The sequence below is a fragment of the Flavobacterium johnsoniae genome, assembly GCF_030388325.1.
In the GTDB taxonomy this organism is placed as follows: Bacteria; Bacteroidota; Bacteroidia; order Flavobacteriales; family Flavobacteriaceae; genus Flavobacterium; species Flavobacterium johnsoniae_C.
This window is the reverse complement of sequence record NZ_CP103794.1, coordinates 546,654-563,880: the sequence shown is the minus strand read 5'-3', so window position 1 is coordinate 563,880 and position 17,227 is coordinate 546,654. Positions and strand designations below refer to the sequence as shown.

At 33.1% G+C, this 17,227-nt stretch carries 15 protein-coding genes; 8 read left to right on the top strand and 7 right to left on the bottom strand.

What is annotated here, in order from left to right:
• The first annotated feature begins 47 nt into the window (after nt 1–47).
• The 3 genes from NYQ10_RS02675 to NYQ10_RS02665 are packed head-to-tail and all read left to right on the top strand — an operon-like array spanning nt 48 to nt 2,607.
• Nucleotides 48–773: a polyprenol monophosphomannose synthase gene (locus NYQ10_RS02675; protein ID WP_276171934.1), complete on the top strand. Its 726-nt coding sequence runs from the start codon at nt 48–50 to the stop codon at nt 771–773.
• 10 nt (nt 774–783) lie between these two features.
• Complete coding sequence (locus tag NYQ10_RS02670; protein WP_289878784.1) at nt 784–2,124, top strand: dihydroorotase; 1,341 nt, start codon at nt 784–786, stop codon at nt 2,122–2,124.
• Between the two features lie 9 nt (nt 2,125–2,133).
• Entirely contained in the window at nt 2,134–2,607 is a 474-nt protein-coding gene (locus tag NYQ10_RS02665; protein ID WP_289878783.1) for a DUF4296 domain-containing protein, read from the top strand.
• 1 nt (nt 2,608) lies between these two features.
• Here the strand turns inward: NYQ10_RS02665 and NYQ10_RS02660 are convergent, their stop codons facing one another.
• On the bottom strand, nt 2,609–3,610 hold the full coding sequence (locus NYQ10_RS02660; protein ID WP_289878782.1) for an NAD-dependent epimerase/dehydratase family protein: 1,002 nt from the start codon (nt 3,608–3,610) through the stop codon (nt 2,609–2,611).
• Nucleotides 3,611–3,784: 174 nt separating this feature from the next.
• Here NYQ10_RS02660 and tyrS point away from each other — a divergent pair, with 174 nt between their 5' ends.
• Both tyrS and NYQ10_RS02650 read left to right on the top strand, forming a co-directional pair.
• A complete protein-coding gene (gene tyrS, locus NYQ10_RS02655; protein WP_289878781.1) occupies nt 3,785–5,080 on the top strand; it encodes a tyrosine--tRNA ligase in 1,296 nt (431 codons plus the stop codon).
• Between the two features lie 188 nt (nt 5,081–5,268).
• On the top strand, nt 5,269–5,613 hold the full coding sequence (locus NYQ10_RS02650; protein ID WP_289878780.1) for a hypothetical protein: 345 nt from the start codon (nt 5,269–5,271) through the stop codon (nt 5,611–5,613).
• 42 nt (nt 5,614–5,655) lie between these two features.
• On the opposite strand, the gene NYQ10_RS02645 is transcribed toward NYQ10_RS02650, so the two are convergent.
• The 4 genes from NYQ10_RS02645 to NYQ10_RS02630 form a co-directional block, all read right to left on the bottom strand.
• On the bottom strand, nt 5,656–6,636 hold the full coding sequence (locus tag NYQ10_RS02645) for an acyl transferase (protein WP_289880994.1): 981 nt from the start codon (nt 6,634–6,636) through the stop codon (nt 5,656–5,658).
• Between the two features lie 123 nt (nt 6,637–6,759).
• Nucleotides 6,760–7,098 carry a T9SS type A sorting domain-containing protein gene (locus NYQ10_RS02640; protein WP_276171939.1) on the bottom strand — a complete coding sequence of 113 codons (339 nt, stop codon included), beginning with the start codon at nt 7,096–7,098 and terminating at the stop codon, nt 6,760–6,762.
• A gap of 186 nt (nt 7,099–7,284) precedes the next feature.
• Nucleotides 7,285–8,475 carry a hypothetical protein gene (locus tag NYQ10_RS02635; RefSeq protein ID WP_289878779.1) on the bottom strand — a complete coding sequence of 397 codons (1,191 nt, stop codon included), beginning with the start codon at nt 8,473–8,475 and terminating at the stop codon, nt 7,285–7,287.
• Nucleotides 8,476–8,613: 138 nt separating this feature from the next.
• Entirely contained in the window at nt 8,614–11,361 is a 2,748-nt protein-coding gene (locus NYQ10_RS02630; protein ID WP_289878778.1) for a TonB-dependent receptor, read from the bottom strand.
• Nucleotides 11,362–11,596: 235 nt separating this feature from the next.
• Between NYQ10_RS02630 and NYQ10_RS02625 the strand changes: the two genes are divergently transcribed.
• From NYQ10_RS02625 to NYQ10_RS02615, 3 genes are all read left to right on the top strand, one after another.
• Complete coding sequence (locus NYQ10_RS02625) at nt 11,597–12,280, top strand: response regulator transcription factor (protein ID WP_008465097.1); 684 nt, start codon at nt 11,597–11,599, stop codon at nt 12,278–12,280.
• A gap of 251 nt (nt 12,281–12,531) precedes the next feature.
• Complete coding sequence (locus NYQ10_RS02620) at nt 12,532–13,617, top strand: sensor histidine kinase (RefSeq protein ID WP_289878777.1); 1,086 nt, start codon at nt 12,532–12,534, stop codon at nt 13,615–13,617.
• 163 nt (nt 13,618–13,780) lie between these two features.
• Nucleotides 13,781–15,091, top strand: coding sequence for a porin (locus NYQ10_RS02615; protein ID WP_289878776.1), 1,311 nt, complete (start codon nt 13,781–13,783; stop codon nt 15,089–15,091).
• 92 nt (nt 15,092–15,183) lie between these two features.
• On the opposite strand, the gene NYQ10_RS02610 is transcribed toward NYQ10_RS02615, so the two are convergent.
• A complete protein-coding gene (locus tag NYQ10_RS02610) occupies nt 15,184–16,266 on the bottom strand; it encodes a glycosyltransferase (RefSeq protein ID WP_289878775.1) in 1,083 nt (360 codons plus the stop codon).
• 402 nt (nt 16,267–16,668) lie between these two features.
• Nucleotides 16,669–17,223: a hypothetical protein gene (locus NYQ10_RS02605; RefSeq protein ID WP_289878774.1), complete on the bottom strand. Its 555-nt coding sequence runs from the start codon at nt 17,221–17,223 to the stop codon at nt 16,669–16,671.
• Nucleotides 17,224–17,227: the final 4 nt, after the last annotated feature.

Below are 17,227 nucleotides of genomic sequence, written 5' to 3'. Positions count from 1 at the left end.
CAAATGCTATAAAAAGTTTACTTTTGCGGTGAAATTACCTTGAAAAAATGAATGATAGTATTGTCATAATTCCCACTTATAACGAAATTGAAAATATAGAAAGTATTGTAAGAGCCGTACTTTCGCAGCATAAATCTTTTCATCTGCTTATTATCGATGATAATTCTCCTGATCATACTGCAAATAAAGTAATTGCTTTGCAGGAAGAATTTCCGGGAAAACTTTTTTTAGAACAACGCGCTAAAAAATCAGGATTAGGAACAGCTTACGTTCACGGCTTTAAATGGGCTTTGGAGCGCGATTATCAATTCATTTTTGAGATGGATGCCGACTTTTCTCATAATCCAAATGATTTAGAAAAATTGTATGATGCCTGTCATTTTGGCGGAGCAGATCTTGCAATTGGGTCTCGTTATGTTACAGGAGTAAATGTTGTCAACTGGCCTTTAAGCCGCGTTTTGATGTCTTATTTTGCATCGGTTTACGTTAAATTTATTACCGGAATGAAAATTCACGATGCAACGGCAGGTTTTGTATGTTACAAAAGAGAAGTTCTAGAGAAAATCAATTTGAATAAAATAAAATTTGTTGGCTACGCGTTTCAAATTGAAATGAAATACAGAACATATTGCGGTAAATTTCAAATTACAGAAGTCCCAATTATTTTTACAGATAGAACAAAAGGAGTTTCTAAAATGAGTAATGCCATTATTAAAGAAGCTATACTTGGCGTAATTTCACTTAGATTAAGAAAATTAGTCAATTCATTATAAACCAACCACGATGAACAGGATTTTAATAAAAAATGCCAAAATTGTAAACGAAGGGGCAATTTTTGAAGGTGATGTATTAATTGAAAATGATTTGATTGTTGAAATTGCAGACAGCATTTCATTAAAAACATCAGATTGTATTGTAGTTGATGCAGAAGGAAGTTATTTAATGCCGGGCGCTATTGATGATCAAGTGCATTTTAGAGAACCAGGATTAACGCATAAAGGTGATATTGAATCTGAATCGCGTGCAGCGGTTGCAGGCGGAATCACTTCTTTTATCGAACAGCCAAATACGGTGCCGAATGCGGTTACTCAAGAAATTTTAGAAGATAAATATCAAATTGCAGCTCAGAAATCATTTGCGAATTATTCGTTTATGATGGGCGCAACAAACGATAACTTGGAAGAAGTTTTAAAAACAAATCCAAAAAATGTTGCTGGAATTAAGATTTTCTTGGGTTCTTCAACAGGAAATATGCTGGTTGATAATGAAGCGGTTTTAGAAAAGATTTTTTCTAGCACGCCAATGTTAATTGCAGTTCATTGCGAAGATGAAACAACGATTAAAAATAATCTTGCAGCTTTTAAAGAACAATACGGAGATGATGTTCCGGTAACGGCACATAATTTAATTAGAAGTGCAGAGGCGTGTTACATTTCTTCTTCAAAAGCAGTCGCTTTAGCTAAAAAAACTGGAGCGAGATTGCATATTTTTCATCTTTCAACAGCGAAAGAAATGGAATTGTTTACGAATAAAATTCCGTTAGAAGAGAAAAAAATTACAGCTGAGGTTTGTGTACATCATCTTTGGTTTACAGATGAAGATTATAAAACAAAAGGAAATTTCATTAAATGGAATCCAGCTGTAAAAACTGCCGATGATCGTGCAGAACTTTGGAAAGCTTTAAATGACGGAAGAATTGATGTAATTGCAACCGATCATGCTCCTCATACAAAAGAAGAAAAACAACAATCATATCTTAACGCGCCTTCTGGAGGTCCGTTGGTGCAGCATGCAGTTGTGGCAATGTTCGAAGCGCATCATCAAGGAAAAATTAGCGTGGAGAAAATCGTGGAGAAAATGTGCCACAATCCGGCTAAACTTTTCAAAATTGAAAAAAGAGGATTTATTAGAGAAGGTTACCACGCCGATTTAGTTATTGTTAATCCGAGTTTGCCTTGGAGCGTAAAACCAGATAATATTTTATACAAATGCGGATGGTCTCCTTTTGAAGGTTATACTTTTAAATCTAGAATAACGCATACTTTTGTGAACGGAGAATTGGTTTATAACAATTTCAAAGTAAAAGACACCAGAGCTGGAAAAAGATTATTGTTTGACAGATAAAAAGCAATTATGAAGAATTTTATAGTAATACTATTGGTTTTATTTCTTTCTATAAGTTGTAAAAAAGAGCTTGTAAAACAGCCTGCAAAACTTATTGAGAAAGAAAAAATGGTAGATATTATGTATGATTTAGCGATTTTGGAAGCAATAAGATATCAGAAACCAATGTCTTTAGATTCGTTAGAAAGCGATCCGAAGAAATTTATTTTAAGAAAATATAAAGTAGATAGTCTTCAATTTGCTCAAAATAATATTTTTTATGCTTCAGATTATGAGAGTTATAAAGAAATGTTTGATGAGGTAAACAAAAGAATTGCTGTAAACCAAAGAGCAGCAGATTCTCTCACTAAAATTGATGAGAAAAAAGCGGCTAAGGCTAAGAAAAACAAAATAAAAGAAGTTTCTAAAGATTCGGTTAGAAAAATAGCGCCAAAAGTCAATATTGATTCTTTAGAAATGGCGCACAGAAAGCAAAGAAGATAATTTAAGCTTTTGAACTTTCTTTAATGTAATAATAAATATCAGTAAAAACCGTTCCTAGAGCGGTTTTTATTTTTTCGTTACTATATAAATTGGTAGAATAAGAAGCTTTGGCTGTTGCTTTTGTGATGCTTCTTTTTCTAAAAAATAAGCTTGAGAATAAGAAATCCGAAACCCACAATAAATTCATGAAAAATGGTTTGGCATGAATGTGCGGCCTTTTGACTTTTAAAGTATCTGCTACGGTATTCAAAATATCTCTAAAAACAATATTGTCTGAAATAAGCGTAAAACGTTCGTTTTTAATATCGCTTTTCATTAATTGGAAAGTAGTTTTTACAACATCATCAATAGAAATGAAACCTGTGTTCCCAAGAGTGTAAAAAGAAAGTCCGTTGGCTACTTTTTTGTAAATTTCATTACTTCCTTGTTCGAAAACATTCATCATTGCTATCGGACCCAAAATAACTCCAGGATTTACAATAATAACATTTAATCCTTCTTGTTGTCCGCGCCAAACTTCCATTTCTGCACCATATTTAGAAATAGCATAATCGCTGTGAGGTTTTTCAGGATTCCAATCTGTTTCTTCTGTAATATGCGTTTCGTGAGGAGCAATGTCTCCAAGCGCAGCGATAGAACTTATAAAGCAAAATTTCTGAATGTTTTTTGCAATCGAAAAATTGACGATGTTTGCTGTGCCTTCGATGTTGGTTTTTCGGAGTTTTTCTTCGTCTTTTGGATCAAACGAAATTAAAGCAGCGCAATGATAAACTTCCGAAATATCGATAAAAGCATTTTCTAATGAAGGAACATCTAAAATATCGGCTTCAAGCCAATTAATTTTCTCGAATAAATCTGTTTTTTTATAAAAGTCAAAAACCGATTTTGTTTTCTGAATGTTTTTTTGGGTTCTATAAATTGCCCGAACATTTTCTCCATTTTCAATTAAATGAAGCAATAAATGCGCGCCGACTAAACCAGTTCCTCCAGTTACTAATATCATGTTGTAAAGATAAGTTTTTGCTTTTAAGGTGCAAAGGTTTTTTGGGGAAGGTTCAAAGGTTCAAAGTTACAGAGATGCAAAGGTTTTTGCATTGTTATTCAAATTGTCATTGAAATTGTTTTTTGTCATTGCCATTACCATTGATTATATTTGTGCAAATTATTTTATAAAAAAATGAAGAATCTAGTTGAAGAATTAAAATGGCGCGGGTTATATCATGATAGTATGCCTGGAACGGAAGAACAATTACTAAAAGAAGCTACCACTGCGTATATTGGTTTTGATCCAACTGCTGATTCACTGCATATCGGAAGTATGGTTCAGATTATTTTATTGGTTCACTTAAAGAATTTCGGACACAGACCGATTGCTTTAGTTGGTGGAGCAACAGGAATGATCGGAGATCCTTCTGGTAAATCTGATGAAAGAAACTTGCTTGACGAAGAAGCTTTGGCTAAAAACGTGGCGGGAATTAAAAGTGTTCTGTCTCGTTTCTTAGATTTCAATTCAAACGAAGCAAATGCGCCAGTTATGGTAAATAACTACGATTGGATGAAAGAATTCTCTTTTATCGATTTTGCACGTGAAGTTGGAAAAAGAATCACTGTAAATTATATGATGGCTAAAGATTCTGTAAAAAAGAGATTTAGCGGAGAAGGTGAGGGAATGTCTTTTACAGAATTTACATATCAGTTAATTCAAGGTTACGATTTTTATCATTTATATAAAAACAACAATTGTATTCTGCAAATGGGAGGTTCTGACCAATGGGGTAATATTACCACGGGAACAGAATTAGTTCGTAGAATGGGAGGAGAAAATGCAAAAGCGTATGCTTTAACAACACCTTTAATTACAAAAGCAGACGGTTCTAAATTCGGGAAATCTGAAGGTGGAAATGTTTGGTTAGATGCTGATAAAACTTCAGTTTATAAATTTTACCAATTTTGGGTAAATACAACAGATGTTGATGCTGAGAAATACATCAAAATCTTTACTTTCTTAGATAAAGATACAATTGATGCATTGATCGAAGAACACAAAACAGCTCCGCATTTAAGAGTTTTACAAAAGAAATTGGCAGAAGAAATTACTGTTTTTGTTCACAATCGTGAAGAATTAGAAAAAGCAATTCAGGCTTCGAATATTTTGTTTGGAAATTCAACGGCAGAAGATTTGAAGAAATTGGATGAAGCTACTTTCTTGGAAGTTTTTGACGGAGTTCCGCAAGCTGAAATCGCAAAAGCAGATTTAGAAAACGGTTTGGAAATTATTGCTGTTTTAAACGAAAAAACAGGTTTCTTTAAATCAAACGGAGAAGCGAGAAGAGCTTTAACGGCAAATTCTATTTCTGTAAATAGAGAAAAAATAAAAGAAGATTTTGTTTTGACTGCAAATGATTTAATTAATAATCAGTTTGTGTTATTGCAAAGTGGAAAGAAGAATTACTTTGTGATAAGAGTGGTTTAATTGTTTAATCGGTTAATTGTTTAATCGATTGGTAACGATATTTAAATATGATATGAAACCCAATGTTCGAAAGAATGTTGGGTTTTTATTTGAAAAAATCATCAGTGGAATATTTCTTCAATGATGATATTTTTTCAAATCAAATAAAATTTTTAGTATGTTTATCATCTAAAACAAAACCAAAATTTATGCTCGGATTTATATTTATTTATTGGATTTGGAAAGCTTTTAGCAATTTGGCAATTGAATATGATAAGAAAAAATGGAATTATTTCTTTATCGGATTAGGATCTTATTACGGAATTACTTTTCTATCCGCAATTGTATATGTAATTGCTATAGCAATTATAAAAGGATTTGATTCACTGGATGATGAAAGTAATTATGACTCTAGCTTAGATTTCTTTTTTGCGCTTTTAGGAGGTTTAGGTTGTTATGGTGTTTATAAATATTTAGAAAGCAAAGGTGAAAAAGAAAAAGAATTATCTAAAAAAGAAGGAATAGAAAGTATCGGTTTAATAGAAGAAAATTAGTTTACTGTTTAATTGTTTAGCCGATTCAAAAATTAAACCTTTTTACAAAACCATCAAGTTACAACCACGAATATCAGAATTATCAAAACGTCCCAATACCTCGAAAGAGTTGTTGGGATATTTTTTGCCTAAATCCTGAGTTGCGATAAAAGAACATGAATTAATATTGGCTAAATCAATAACGTTGATTCCGCCAGTTTTTCCATCTTTCAAGTAAGTGAGAGCATCTTCTGGATCACGAACTAAAATGTTCATCCAAGGCGGACACTCGAAAATACCTTCGCCCAAAGAATACGCTTGCGCTAAAAGTTCGGTCATCCCATATTCTGAATGAATGGAAGAAACACCAAAACCTTTGCAAAGCTGTTCATGTAATTCTTCTCGAATCATTTCTTTTCGTTTTCCTTTCATTCCTCCAGTTTCCATAATAATGGTGTTTTGAAGGTCGAATTGATGTTTTTCGATTAAATCTAATAATGCATAAGTAACACCAATTAAAATTACGTTTTGACCAGCTTCGTCTAATTCAAGAAGCTTTTTAATTAAGTCGTCATGATTGTGTAAATAAAACCCGCTTTCAGGCTGATTGGAGAGTTTTATCAAATCTTCGACCATATAAATTAACGAAGAACCTTCGCGTTCTAAATAAGACGGTAAAAGAGCTAAAACAACGTAATCTTCAATATTGCCATAAAATTGAGAAAATCCTTTTCGGTAGCTTTCTTCATATAAAGAAACATCGGTTACCAAATGTCGACTTGTAATCATGCCGGTAGTTCCGCTGCTGGTAAAAGTTACTTCCGCAGGATCTGAATTAGAAACGACATCATGGCTTTTGAAAAACTGAATAGGTAGAAAAGGAATTTGCTGTAAAGATTTTACCTGTTGCGGATTCACTTTTAAAAAATCACAAAAGTCACGATATACTTTGTTATTCTCGTGTTGAAATCGAAACACTTTTAGTGCTATTTTTTCAAATTGCTTCTGACTAGAAATGGTAAAGATATCGCTGGCTGTGATCAAAACTTTTTTTTGCAAAGATATTGTTTTTAGTTTTTACTCACAGTATCCAGTCGCAGTTTTCAGTGTGCAATATGTAAACTCAAAACTGCGACTGAAAACTAAAAAAGCTCCAAAGGAGCTTTTTTATCTTATAATGAGTTTTCGGGTTGCCGATGCATTCAATTCGCTAATTTTAATGATGTAAACTCCCGGAGGAAGTTCAGAAACACTTAACTCTCTAGAAGCTAAATGAGCTTGGAGCACTTTTTTTCCTAGAATATCAAACACAATAATTTCTTTCTCTAAATCGTTTTTAGTTGAGATATAGACTTTTCCGTTAGTAACTGGATTAGGATACAAGCTAAGTCCCTCAATAGAAGTTGTTTCTTGAGGTTTTGGTAATTGCTTGCTGTCCTGCGCTGAAGCGCTAACAGTAAAGAAAAAAGCCAATAAGAAAGTAATATAAAAGTAGTTTTTTGCCATCGCAATATTTTAGTTATTGTAAATATACAAAAAAAATTACAAAAATTACGCCAAAACAAAATAGCGTTAAGATTTAGGATGTTTTTAACATTTTGTATTTGAACTTATTGCAAAGGAGTATATTTATTAAGCAAAAAAAACACCCTAATGAAATTAGGGTGTTTTAAAAATATTTTATCTTTTAGATTATAGACCTTTTGTCCATCCAGCAGTCCAAGTTGGAACTCCTGATCCGTTTCCTGCTCCAGTTGCAGTTGCAGATTCTGTGTAAACTTTAACGAAATCATTGTTAACTACAGATGCAGTAGTTGTTGATTTAGATTTAAGAGTTACATCTTCGAATTTTACGTTTGTAGCTAACAAGTCAGTTCCAGCGTATCCGATGCTTTCGTCGTGTTGAACGTCGAAACCAGTTTTCCAACCTTTTAATACAACGTTATTGAATTTACCTTTAGTACCAACTCTTAATTTGAAAGCTTGAGATTCTGCACTTGTATCAGTAACTCCAGCTCCGATTAGAGTAAGGTTGTTGATTGTTGGGAAAGAGATTGGAGTAGCTAAATGGTTATTAGCATTGTTATCAGCCTCGATACCTCTGTTACCAGCGTTAGTTCTGATTCCGTAGAAGTTATCACCAGTTCCATTCCATCCTTCAGTCCAGTCAAACAAATCATCACCTACAGCAGTAGCGTCTTTGTTAGAAACTACTAAGTGAGATGCATTTACAGTTCCACCAAACCACTCGAATCCATCATCAGAGCTTTCGAAAACTTGTACATAATCAATAACAGTTCCTTTTCCAACTCCGAATAAAGAAAGACCATTAAATTCTTTGTCACTGCTATAAGAGAAACCTGGGTACTCAATTCTTAAATATTTGATTGATCCAGAGTTGTCATTAGCATCTGTTCCACCATAAGTCAATTCAGAAACTTCAGCACTAGCACTAACTCCTTTGTTGATTGGAGCTTTTCCGCAAAGTACTAATCCACCCCAAGCAGCTGGTTTTTTAGTTTCTGCAGTCATAATTACTGGGTTAGAAGCAGTTCCTTGAACGTCGATTTGACCACCTTGTGCTACAGCAATATATCTTACAGCTTGTAATTGGTCTGCTGCTACTGTAGTAGCTTCAATGATAACTCCAGGTTTGATTGTAAGTTTAGCAGTATTTTTAACTACTAATTTTCCTGTTAGTTTATAAGTTCCTGACTCTAATACTACCTCACCGCTGTTGATTTCCCCTTGCAGATTATCTCTAACAACTACGAAATCAGATTTTGGTCCGCTGTTGTTGTTGTCGTCACTAGAACAAGATGTTGTAAGTGTTACAAGTGATAAAGCTGCTAAGCCTAAAATTGTTGAAATTGTCTTTTTCATTACTTTTTTTAATTAGTTTGTGTTTATGCAAAGATTAGAACTTAACTCTTAATCAACGTTAAGCCGTTGTCATCTATTTGTTATGTGTTTTTTACTGTAATGTTAACTAAATGATAACTCAGTATTTGTTTTATGTTATTAGAATTGGTAGTTCATTCCTAATCCAAATGTTAGTCCTTTTTTGTAGTTGAATACTAGAACATCTCCACCTGCATTTTCTTGAACTCTTTTGAATTCTGGATTCAATAGGTTTCTTGCTCCAAAGTCAATTCCGAAGCTTTTAGTCAATTTTGTTTTTAAAATAAGATCTAAAGTTCCCATAGCTTTATCAACTAAGTTTCCTTTTCCTTCGTTTCCAATTGCGTAAAGCTTATCAGAATAATGGTTGTATGCAAGTGTTGCAGTAATTCCAGAATCGGTTGTAAAGTTTTTAGCATAAGATAAATCAGCATTTAAAATCAAATCTGAAGCTCCTGTAAATCCTGAACTGCTATCTGTAGTATTGATGTTCAATCTTCCGTCTGTTTCGTTTCTAACTTTTTCAGCATCAATATCTTGATGTGTTTTCATTAAAGAAGCATTAAATCCAAAAGAAAGTTTATTAGTATATTCTCCTTCAATTTCAAAGATGTTTTTTCTTGCCTCTAATTCAACTCCATAAGCATAACCTGTATCTCCGATATTAACAAAAGAAATATCATTTGTAGAAGAAGCGATAATGATTTGGTTGATTGGATCCATGATATATTTTCCAAAAGCTGTAACAGAGAATAACTCATCGCTTTTTGGGAACATTTCCCATTTTAAATCCAAATTGTAGTTTTGTGAAGGATATAAACTTGGGTTACCAATTACAGATTCCATTACATCTTCATAAATAAACAAAGCACGTTCTTTAAACTGTGGCAATGTATAAGTTTTGCTAAGTGCAAAACGAAGATTTTGTTTTTCGTTTAATTCATACTTTAAGATAGCACTTGGCAAAAATTCATTTCTTTCAAAAGTATTTGTTCCTCCGCCAGCATCAAGCTGTGTTCTCCAGTTAACTGTTTGAGAGATTCTTTCGTATCTCAAACCAATAACAGTGCTCAATTTATCTGTGAATTTGTATTCGAAATTACCAAAACCTGCGTGTATGTCTTGTTTTCCATCATAAGTTTGAGGGGCCATTCCAGCAAAAGCAGCTGTTGAGAATAAACCACTTTGATAATTTGCTTGGTTAAAAAAGGCATCTAAATTATTTGGATCAACGCTTGTGTTCTGACCAGTTTGGCTAATATTGAAGTTGAATTGAATAGCTTCAAAATCACGTTTTTTAAATCTACCGTTATAACCTACAGTAATTTTTCCTTTTGGCTCACCGTCTTTATCTCCTAATTTGTAAGATAATGCAAGATTAGCTGCTGCTTCATTTTCTGTAAGATTTTGAAAATATCTCTGATTATCAGTAGTAGTTCTCTGAGCTAGTGTGTAAACATCAGTTGTTGGATTGTAGAACATTTTGTTTTGAGTTCTGTCTGGCATATCACCTTTTACAGTATTGTATGAAACTCCCCAATCCAAATTGATTTTGTCTGTTATTTTATTATTTCCTAAAAGCTGATTGATTATAACAGTGTTCTGTGTAAACGTACCTCTTTGAACCAGAAGACTTGCATCAGAGTTGTCAAAATCACGATCACTTCCAGAATAAGTATCTCTAGTTTGCTCAGAAGAGTTAACATACAAAAAGTTATATCCAATTTTGTGGTTTTTGTTCAAACGGTAATTTGCGTTGAACATTCCAGTAGTATTTGTATTGTAAGTAAATTTTTCTTGTTGGAAAGATTTTAATGAAGCACCTTGAGCATTTACACTTTGAGTAAGTCCTTCTCTATATTCGTAACCGTTTCCAAATCCTGCAGTAGCAAAAAGGCTTAATTTTCCTTCTTCACCAATGTTGAAAGTTTTACCAGCTTTTAAGCTAAAGTTTCCGCCAAAAGGAGATTCTTTTTTAGGATTTAAGCTGTTTTCAAAACTAAAACTGGTTAAAGGATTGTTTGGAACTCCATAAGAAACAAAACCAGATTTGTTTGGTCCTTGCTGTAATAAAAAGTCGCTAGAGTTTGATACTGCATTAGTGTTTACTTTTGAACCTAATGAGATTTCAAACATTCCTTTTCCACGGTAATCTTTAGAAACGATATCTACATTTCCTCCAGCAAAATCTCCGTACATTTTAGCGCCGTAAGATTTGTCGATTGAAATATATTCAACAATATCAGTTGAAAAAAGATCAAGTGCAATATTTTTTCTCTGGGGATCATTTGATGGAATTGGCAATCCGTTCATCGAAGTAGAGTTGTAACGGTCACCCAAACCTCTTACATAAACGCTATTGCTTCCTTCTTGTTTAGAAACACCAGATGTTTTTGCTACAGCGGCAGCAACATCTGAAACTCCTTTTCTAGAAAGTTCTTGTGCGCCAATAGTTTGCTTAATATCTACCGCGTTTTTTTGTTCTAAAAGTAAAGCAGTTTCTTTTTGTTTGCTAACAGCAGTTGCTTGTACAACAACATCTTTAAGCGTATAACTTCCAGAAGAAAGAGCTTGATTGATCACTACAGTTTCGTTTGCTTTTACGGCAACTGGAGCTTCTACAGATTCGTATCCAAGGAAACTAAAAACTAAAGTATAATTTCCAGGATTTACGTTCAAGGAATATTTTCCATCAACGTCGGAATTTACATTAATATTCGTACCTTTAATAAGTACATTAGCAAAAGGTAACGGATCGTTGTTCATGTCTTTGTCAGTTAGAACTCCAGAAATTGTACCTTTGTTTTGCGCGATCGAAATCGTACAGATAAATAATGCAATAAATAGAAATCTTAAATTGAATTTCATTTGTTCAGTGTTGTGTTAATTTATTTTTGTGCAAAGAAAGAACCGCGCTGTAAAGTCCATGTTACGGACTTGTTATGTTTTTGTGTTGTTAAGATTATCAAATTGTTATGAGATTAAATTACGGTTAACACCATTTTTTAACGGTTCTTTTGTTAGTATATTTACCCTGTGAAATAAGAAATGTCGAACGCTAAACAATAAAAGTTCGATATAAAAATCTCAATTTTTGCTATTTATGAAAAAAACACAAACTAAGATTTTATTAGTTGACGACGAACCAGATATCTTAGAAATCGTTGGCTATAACCTTGCTCAGGAAGGCTACCAGATTGTTACGGCATCTAATGGAAAAGATGCAATAGCAAAAGCGCAGAAAGAGTTGCCAGAATTGATCATTATGGACGTGATGATGGCAGAAATGGACGGAATGGAGGCTTGCGAGCATATTAGAAAAATTCCTGAATTAAATAATGTTATCATAACTTTCCTTACAGCAAGAAGTGAAGATTATTCGCAAGTTGCTGGTTTTGATGCCGGTGCTGACGACTACATTACTAAGCCAATTAAACCAAAATTATTAGTGTCTAAAGTAAAGGCGCTGTTAAGAAGGTTAAAAGAACAAGAAGTTGTTACTGATACTTTAAATGTTGGCGGAATCGAGATCAATCGCGAAGAATACAAAATCATAAAAGGTAATGTAGAAATTGCTTTGCCAAGAAAAGAATTCGAATTGTTTTATCTATTGGCTTCAAAACCAGGAAAAGTTTTCAAAAGAGATGAAATCTTGGATAAAGTTTGGGGTAATGAAGTTGTGGTTGGAGGAAGAACAATTGACGTTCACATCAGAAAACTACGTGAAAAAATCGGAGAAGATCTTTTTAAAACTATAAAAGGAGTTGGCTATAAATTTGAAGTTTAGATTTTAAGACACTGAGGTTCTGAGATACTAAGCTACTAAGTGATTTTAGAATTTTGGTAAAGATTTAAATCCTTTCAAATTTTTTTAAAAATATTCAATACATTTAAACCATATAAGAATTGAAGCCCTACAATCTTCATTTTCTTATATGGTTTTTGAGTTATTTCTTTTTTGTTTTTTAATTTATTCAAAAGAAAATAGCTTGAAAGCAAAACTTAATTTTCTTAATTTCTTAATGGTTCAATTTTTCAATGAAGATTAATTTTAAAAAAACATACAAATTTGCCATAAAATCGGCATTATATATAAGTCTATTTGCAACGGCATTTGTACTGATGCTGATGTCTTTATTTTATAAAAATCAATTAAAACATCAATTAGCATTCGGAATAATCTTTATTATTGTTATCTATATATTTTCATTTTTAGTTTTACAATATCGCGTAGAGCGTTTTATTTACAGACGAGTAAAGAAAATTTACGATGAGGTTTCGTTATTAGAATCAACAACTTTAATCAATCAACCGATTAATACCGATATGGAAACGCTTTCGCGTGAAGTGAAAAAGTTTGCAACGGATAAAAAACTCGAAATCGAAATGTTGGAAATTCGTGAACAATATAGAAGAGAGTTTTTAGGAAACGTTTCGCACGAATTAAAAACACCATTATTTACAGTGCAAGGATATGTTTCAACTTTGCTAGATGGTGCGATGGATGATAAAAATATCAGAAAAAAATATCTAAAACGCGCCGAAAAAGGAGTAGAGCGTCTTATATATATTGTTGAAGATTTGGATATGATTACCAAATTAGAATCTGGCGATTTAGATTTGAATATGACCGATTTTGATGTTGTTGAATTGATTCAGAATGTTTTTGAATTGCTGGAAATGAAGGCAGACAAAAAGAAAATCAAATTGGCTTTTGAAAGTAAAAATGTTCAATCGGTTATGATTAGAGGTGATCAGGACAGAATTCAGCAAGTTCTAGAAAACCTTATTGTAAACTCTATTAAATACGGAAAAGAAGGCGGTTTAACCGAAGTTGGTGTTGTAAACTTAACTAAGAAAAAAGTCTTAATCCGTATTAGTGATAATGGAGAAGGAGTTGAAAAACAAAATATTCCAAGACTTTTTGAACGTTTTTATCGAGTTGATAAAAGCGGAACCCGTTCTGAAGGAGGTTCTGGTTTAGGATTGGCAATTGTAAAACACATTATTGAAGCTCATAAAGAGAAAGTTTATGTAGAAAGTGAATTCGGAATTGGCTCTGAATTCTCTTTTACACTCGAAAAAGCAAATAAAATAGTAAAAACGGACGTTAAAAAATTGTAACCCTGCTTTTGCTGAAAGCCCTAAAACAAAGGTGTTTAACGATAAATAAACATTCCGTTTTAGGACGTAACATTAAATTTTTATTATAGTAACATCTGGTTAATGATTTCTTAACATAGGTGCTCCATCTTTGCATCCTGAAATTAAGGGAATTACAGAACTAATGATAAAAAGAAAACTATTAGCAGTTTTATTGCTGTTAACCTTTGCAGCCAATGCACAGGAACCAAATAAACAAGAATTAAATAAGCAGGATGTAAAAAACGAAGTAATGCGTATTTTAGATTCTATCAACAAGGCAAAACTGCCAGAGACTAAATCTGGTGGTGGGGTTGAAGAACACTGGTACGACAGAATCTCTTTAAGAGGTTATGCTCAAATTAGATACAATGGTTTATTATCTACAAATGACAAAGTTTCTTGCGATCAATGTGATAAATCTTGGGGAACAACTTCGACAGCTCCAGACGCAAAAGCAAACAACGGACTTTTTATTCGTCGTGCACGTTTAGTGTTTTCTGGACAAGTTCATCCAAATTTGTTTTTCTATTTCCAACCCGATTTTGGTAGCTCTCCAAGCACAGGAGTTCAGAACTTTGTGCAAATTCGTGACTTGTATTTTGATATATCTTTTGATAAACTAAGGGAATATCGTGTTCGTGTTGGGCAGAGTAAAATTCCATACGGATTTGAAAATATGCAGTCTAGTTCACAACGTTTAAGTTTAGATCGCGCGGATGGGATAAACAGTTCTATAGCAAATGAGCGTGATTTAGGAATCTTCTTTTATTGGGCTCCAGCCGAAATACGAAAACGTTTTGAGATGCTGGTTAGAGACGGATTCAAAGGTTCTGGCGATTTTGGTGTATTTGCTTTTGGTGTTTACAACGGACAGATTGCCAATAAAATGGATGGAAATAGAGATCTAAATGTAGTAACCAGAGTAACATATCCATTTGTAATTGGAAGCCAGATTATAGAACCGGGAATTCAGGCATATACAGGGAAGTGGGCTTTTACTGGGGAAATTTCTTCAGGAGTTATAGTTAATGATCCACAATATGTTAAAGATCAAAGAATAGGAGCAACGTTTGTTTTGTATCCAAGACCTTTCGGAATTCAGACAGAATATAATATCGGGAAGGGACCGAGATATAATACCGCTACAAATACAGTCGATGAAACGGATTTAAATGGTGGTTATGTTTTATTAAACTACAAATGGGATATCAAAAAACAGCGCATTTATCCTTTCGTTAAATTTCAATATTATGACGGAGGTAAAAAATACGAGAAAGATGCTAGAAGTTACGTTGTAAGAGATTATGAAATTGGTGTAGAATGGCAGCCAATTAAGGCTTTTGAGTTAACAGCACAATATGTAATTGCAGACAGAACATTTGAAGACAGCGCTCTCCCAATAAACAGACAGCAAGGAAATGTATTGAGATTGCAAGCGCAATTTAATTTCTAAGAAAAAAATAAAAATCTGCGTCAATCCGCGTTTTTGCAAAGCAAATCCGTTTAATCTGCGTCAAAAATTAGACATAGATTAAACGGATTTTTTTATTGATGTGACTTATCTTCAAAAACAGAAAATAACGAATCCCAGTCAATATCATTTTTAAATTGAGATAATCCTTTAAAAGATTTTACTTTAGATAAATCTTCAATCGTAAAATCGTCTTGCATTGCATACGGAACTAAATTTTCTTCTTGAAGTTTTATAGCTAAATATTCTTGTTCGTATTGTCCAGGCGTCGGAATAAAAAATGCTTTTTTACCCAATTTTGCCAAATCCATTACGGTTGTATAACCAGAACGGCACAAAACAAATTCACTTTCATTAAAAGTTTGTTCGAGCTGTTTTGAATTCATGAAATTGTAATAAGTCACATTTCCTGATTCCCATTTTTCTTGTGTTTTTTCTACAATTCCTTTTACAAAAACTACTTTTCCAGGAAATTTTGTAGCTTGTTTTTGCAGTTTTTCATCTAAAAAAGTACGTTGAGGTTCAGGGCCAGAAAGTATAATCATAAGATCATATACTTTTGGCGTTTCCTTTTTCTTCATACGACTTAGAGGACCAATATATTTTAAGTTTAATGAATTGGTTTTTAGATGCCCTAAATCTCCCGTAAGATTTACTTCTCCGTTGGTATCAGGAACCCAGCATTCATTATATTTTTTTATAAAGTACTGATGACATTTACTTGTAAACCAAGTCGTGTTTCCAGTCATCACATTTAATTGATGCGTCATAAAAACGGAAGGCACTTTTTTACTGAAAACACCTAATCTATTATCAGAAATTATTCCGTCAATGCCATGTTTTTTAATCCACGCATTAACCATTTTTTTTTCGTCTAAAATAGCTGTAATCATTTTTGGAAGGTTTTTAATCAGCTTCCATTTAAAATTTTTACCATTCTTTGCATATTCAATATGATAAGAAGGCAATTCTAAAGTTTGTATATAAGGAAATTCTTTTCGTAATAAAGCCAAAGCAACTCCATCAGACGCAATAATCGGAATATAATTATTCTCTTGAAGGGCTTTTATAATAGGAATACATCTAGTTGCATGCCCTAAACCCCAATTTAATGGAGCTATCAAAATAGTTTTATTCGCAGAATAATCAATGCTCATTTTTAAAATGTTTTAAAAACGAAGATAAAGAAATATGTTTGGGATGCTATTTAGAGGGTATTACTAAATTATTAACTGAATATTTTTTTTAAGGTTCTAAGGTGCTGAGGAACCAAGGTTCTAAGATTTATTGATTTAAATAAAAAAGATTTCGCAAGCATATTAAGAAGCTCCAGAGGGGCGACATATCTATAGAAATCCAATTGCGTAAAGACAAAGAGCTCCAGAGGTGCGACATATTTTTTTTTAATTGAATATATGTCGCTCCGCTGGAGCTTTTTAATCTCTGGGAATTGCAATTTCTATAAATATTTCGCTTCTCCGAAGCTTACAAAAAGAAGAAGCTGTCCAAAAGGACAGCTTCTTCAAAGTCTTGTATTAAAACCTTAGTACCTCAGAACCTTAATCCTGAATATAAGTTTTATTACCATTTTTGTTAATGTAGTATTTACCGCCTCTTGGTCCTGTATATACTTTTTTACCATTGTATTCGCCAGTAACTTTATCTGGTACAGATGGCGCTTTTTCATTTGTTTCTTTTAAAGTTTTTGATGCTGATTTTTTTGCACTTGCAGCATCTTTCTTAGCAGCGTCAGCTTTTGCAGTCGATTTTTTAGCATCAGCTTTAGCTTTATCAGCTGCACTTTTTGCTTTATCAGATTCTACAGTAGCTTTTTTAGCGTCAGCTTTTGCTTTTGTTGCTTCTTTGTCGGCGGTCTTTTTTGCAGCGTCAGCAGATTCTTTTTTTGCTTTTGTTGAAGCAGCTTTTGCGTCATCTGCTGCTTTTTTAGATTTTGTCGCTTCCTTTTTTGCATCAGCCGAAGCTTTGTCTGCAGTTGATTTGGCTTTTTTAGCTGAGGCTTCTGTTTTGCTTTTAGCAGCCTTTGCAGTTGTTTCTTGGGCGTAGAAATTAGATGAGAAAACAACTATAAAACAGAACAATAATAATTTTTTCATAAGG

Bases quoted from the DNA above. Each gene is read 5' to 3' on its own strand.
- NYQ10_RS02675 (WP_276171934.1), top strand. From the start codon at position 48: ATGAATGATAGTATTGTCATAATTCCCACTTATAACGAAATTGAAAAT.
- NYQ10_RS02670 (WP_289878784.1), top strand. From the start codon at position 784: ATGAACAGGATTTTAATAAAAAATGCCAAAATTGTAAACGAAGGGGCA.
- NYQ10_RS02665 (WP_289878783.1), top strand. From the start codon at position 2,134: ATGAAGAATTTTATAGTAATACTATTGGTTTTATTTCTTTCTATAAGT.
- NYQ10_RS02660 (WP_289878782.1), bottom strand. From the start codon at position 3,610: ATGATATTAGTAACTGGAGGAACTGGTTTAGTCGGCGCGCATTTATTG.
- tyrS (WP_289878781.1), top strand. From the start codon at position 3,785: ATGAAGAATCTAGTTGAAGAATTAAAATGGCGCGGGTTATATCATGAT.
- NYQ10_RS02650 (WP_289878780.1), top strand. From the start codon at position 5,269: ATGCTCGGATTTATATTTATTTATTGGATTTGGAAAGCTTTTAGCAAT.
- NYQ10_RS02640 (WP_276171939.1), bottom strand. From the start codon at position 7,098: ATGGCAAAAAACTACTTTTATATTACTTTCTTATTGGCTTTTTTCTTT.
- NYQ10_RS02635 (WP_289878779.1), bottom strand. From the start codon at position 8,475: ATGAAAAAGACAATTTCAACAATTTTAGGCTTAGCAGCTTTATCACTT.
- NYQ10_RS02630 (WP_289878778.1), bottom strand. From the start codon at position 11,361: ATGAAATTCAATTTAAGATTTCTATTTATTGCATTATTTATCTGTACG.
- NYQ10_RS02625 (WP_008465097.1), top strand. From the start codon at position 11,597: ATGAAAAAAACACAAACTAAGATTTTATTAGTTGACGACGAACCAGAT.
- NYQ10_RS02620 (WP_289878777.1), top strand. From the start codon at position 12,532: ATGAAGATTAATTTTAAAAAAACATACAAATTTGCCATAAAATCGGCA.
- NYQ10_RS02615 (WP_289878776.1), top strand. From the start codon at position 13,781: ATGATAAAAAGAAAACTATTAGCAGTTTTATTGCTGTTAACCTTTGCA.
- NYQ10_RS02610 (WP_289878775.1), bottom strand. From the start codon at position 16,266: ATGAGCATTGATTATTCTGCGAATAAAACTATTTTGATAGCTCCATTA.
- NYQ10_RS02605 (WP_289878774.1), bottom strand. From the start codon at position 17,223: ATGAAAAAATTATTATTGTTCTGTTTTATAGTTGTTTTCTCATCTAAT.